The sequence below is a fragment of the Vogesella amnigena genome, assembly GCF_042648905.1.
Classification (GTDB): Bacteria; Pseudomonadota; Gammaproteobacteria; order Burkholderiales; family Chromobacteriaceae; genus Vogesella; species Vogesella amnigena.
On sequence record NZ_JBHRYH010000034.1, the window covers coordinates 1 to 3,774 of the forward strand.

Below are 3,774 nucleotides of genomic sequence, written 5' to 3' on the forward strand. Positions count from 1 at the left end.
AGGCGGCCTGGGCCAGGGCAGCGAGGAAGACCCGGCCGATGACGACCATTCGCTGGGCATCCCCAACCCCGGCGACAACGACGAGGCCAGCGGCATCAGCGGCGATCTGAACGCCCTGTTCAAGAGCGGTGCCGACGTACCGCTGAGCTTCAGCATCAGTGCGGCCAACCTGCTGAACCTGCCGGTGCTGCTGTCCAATGGCGACCCGCTGAGCTACAGCGTGAGCGAGGATGGCCACACCCTGACCGCCACCGCCGGCAGCGGCGAAAGCCTGCGTACCGTGTTCACGCTCACCATCGATGAGCTAGGTGGCTGGCACTTCGACCTCGACGACCAGCTGGACCATGTCGAGGACGGTAATACCGAAGGTTTCGGGCTGATCACGGTGAGTACTAGCGGAGAAGGCCCGGAATACGGCTCGGTCTACGGCATCGACTTCAGCAGCATCATCGTTGCCACCGACGCCGATGGCGACCCGGCGGTAGGTGCCGTAGGCGGCAGCTTTGTCGTCATGGTGCAGGATGATGTGCCGGAAGTGGTCGCCCAGCCGCGCGCCATTTCCGCCATGGTGGAAGAGGACGACATGACCGGCATAGCCGGCGGCGACCTGTCCACCGGCAACAACGAAGACGACTCGGTCAACCGGGACGAAGCCGACAGCACGGACCATGGCAGCATCGCCACCCTGTTCAGCGCCGGTGCCGACGCACCGCTCAGCTTCAGCCTGTCCACCACTACCGATAGCCTGCCCACGCTGTACTCGCAGGGGGATGCTGTCAGCTACCGGGTGGAAGACAATGTGCTCACCGCCTATGTCGATGGCGGCGAAGACGCCGACCGCGTGGTGTTTACCTTGACGCTGGACGACAACGGCGGCTGGAGCTTCGATCTGCTGGATCAGCTTGACCACGTCAACGACGGCGCGAACGACGAGAACACCGCGCTCTACACCGGCGAAGACAGCGAACCAGTCAGCAGCATCGACTTCAGCAGCCTGCTGCAGGCCACCGATGCCGATGGCGATACCGTTACCCTGGGTGAGCGCAGCGGCCTGTTCCGCATTGCCATACAGGACGATGTGCCGGTAGTCACCGCCATCTCCAGCCTGATCTACGCCAACAGCCTGAATGACGGCAGCAGTGATGCGGTGGGGGTGTTTGCCTACCGCCTGGGTGCCGACGAATGGGACGACTACTCGGCACAGCGCAGCGATTTTGCCGCCATCAGCCTCAGCGGCATGGTAGGCGAGCTGGCCATCAGCAACACCGATGTCAGCTGGAGCAGCGAGGACGCCACGACTGCCAGCTTTGTCATTGCCTTCGACTATGCGGCCAACCCGGATACCCCGGAGCTGCTCACCCATGTCACCGGCAGCCTGGTGTTCGACAAGGAAGCCGGCACCTACACGCTAAGCCTCGACGACACGATCAAGGGCTACACCGTGCTGACCACCAGCAACCCGATCGGCGAGCGTGACAGCCATGACCTGACCGGCTCGCCACAGCCGGAAATCGTGATATCGCAGCTGGACAACAACTTCTACGTGCGCTTCAGCGGCGGCTCCGGCGACTTTGCCACCAGTGATGGCGACATGGTGCTGGAAGACAACGAGGTATTCACCGGCACCCAGAAATGGGTGAGCATCAGCGGCGATGAAAACGGCATCGCCAGCGACACCCTGCAGCGCGGTGAAGTGCTGAACATGGACTTCTATACCAGCAACCCCGGCGCCGACCCGAACCCGGCGGCTGGCGATGCACGCGCCGATGGCATCTACCTGAAGCTGGCCAAGTGGATTCCCGGCGAGGACATGCTGGTACTGCTCAAGCTGATCGACCCGGATAATCCGCTGGACACCATCACCCGCACCATCATTGTCAGCAGCGCGGATATCTACACCGCGGACGAAGGTAACCCCTACGGCATTACCGGGGCCGATGGCGTGGTGATCATCGAGAGCAACGATTACAACGGCGCTGGCGAGAACTACCAGATCTACGGCATACAGCTGCTGGTCTCCAGCGAGGACATCATCGGCAGCGGCATCGACCTGAACCGGGAGACAGGGGAATCCGGCGGCTCCAGCAGCATGCTGGATTTCGATGCCAACCCGGCCGATACCGGCACCACCGATCAGGATGTGATCAAGATCATGGATGTCGGCATCATCACCAGCCAGAGCTACACCCAGGATGCCCAGCTGAGCTTCGATGTCACGCTTGCCGATGCCGATGGCGACCACAGCGCCAGCCAGCAACTGGATGTATACATTGCCAGCAGCGGCACCCTGAGCGGCAGCGCCGGGGCCGACGTGATGACGGGGGACAGCGGGCCGAACAGCTTTGTGTGGCATGCCGGCGATGCCAGCGATACCGCAGGGGCGCCGATTACCGACACCGTGGTCAACTTCAGCCTGGCACAAGGCGATTCCCTTGACCTGCACGACCTGCTGCAAGGGGAAGCCGGCCAGGACCTGGGCAAGTACCTGCACTTCAGCTCCGACGGCAACGACACCCTGATCCAGGTCAGCAGCAGTGGCCAGTTCGACGGCAGCAACTACAGCGCCGTCGCCGACCAGAACATCCTGCTGCAAGGCGTCGACCTGACCACCCTCGGCAACGACAGCCAGATCATCGATCAGCTGAAGGGCGGCCACAACCTGCAAACCGACTGAGCCCTCCCCCGGCCAGGCCATGGCCGGCACGAGCCGACAAAGCCCTTTCGCCACGCGAAAGGGCTTTGCTTTATCTACAGCACGGCTGCCGATGCCATGACCTGGCGGCCAACTCCGGGGCACCTAGAAAAACCAGGATTCCCAATTGAGCCAAGTCACGGCGATACAAGGCGCGAGCGGAAAATTTTGACGCAGCATATGTTTGATATGTAAGAAGACATTTTTCGTGAGCAACGCAGTATCGCGACGAAAGCTGGCGTTTTTCGAGGAGCCATCCGCTCAGGTGCCGACACTGCACGTTGTCAGCCACCTGGGGCCGGGCCGCATGCCCTCTGCCCTTTGGTACACCCTCCCTTCAGTACAATGGAGAACGGCTAAGACAGTTCCTAGATTGAAACCAAACGTTTCCTGACAGGAGTACTCATCATGGCCGCCACCCCCAGCACCAGCAGCACGCTCAGCATCGCCCAGGGCAAGGTTGTCGCCCTCGCCGGCAAGATCATCGCCGTCATGCCCGATGGCACCCAGCATGCCGTGCAGCTGGGAGAGGTGCTGGCCAACGGCGTACGACTGATCATCCCCGAAGATGCCTTCATCGAGCTGCAGTCTGCCGGCGGCGACATCGTGCGCATTGCCGAAGCCCGCGACCTCACCATCACCGATGACGTCTTCCCCACCCAGACCGCCGCCACCGATGCCACCGACGCCGCACTGGCTCCACTGCAACCGGAAGCGCAGCAGGTACTGGCCGCCCTGGAAAGCGGGCAGGACCCGTTAAGCCAGCTGGAAGCCGCCGCCGCCGGCCTGACCGGCGCCGCCGGGGGGGCTGAAGATGGTGGCAACAGCTACATCATCCTTGGCCGGGTATCCGAAGGCATCACCGGCGCCAGCCTGGATCTGGGCATCGACAACCTCGGCGCCACCGGCACTGCGCAGACCAGCGAGCTGAACCCGAACAACCCGCCCACCATCGTGGTGGAACAGCCCACCAACCGGGGCCCGGATGGCGTTGCCAACGATGGCCTGGTATACGAAGCCGGCCTGGACCCGAACGGCAGCGCCGAAGTGGGTGACGCCAGCAGCGATGCCGAATTCGCCAC

The 3,774-nt window shown here is 62.9% G+C and carries 2 protein-coding genes; both read left to right on the top strand.

Annotation, left to right across the window (positions count from 1 at the left end; genetic code table 11):
• The coding region (locus ACFOKJ_RS12670) for a type I secretion C-terminal target domain-containing protein (protein WP_390280138.1) at positions 1-2,674 on the top strand (2,674 nt) is incomplete at its 5' end.
• Between the two features lie 426 nt (positions 2,675-3,100).
• Positions 3,101-3,774 (top strand): retention module-containing protein (locus ACFOKJ_RS12675; RefSeq protein WP_390280140.1); only part of this gene is annotated, 674 nt, incomplete at its 3' end.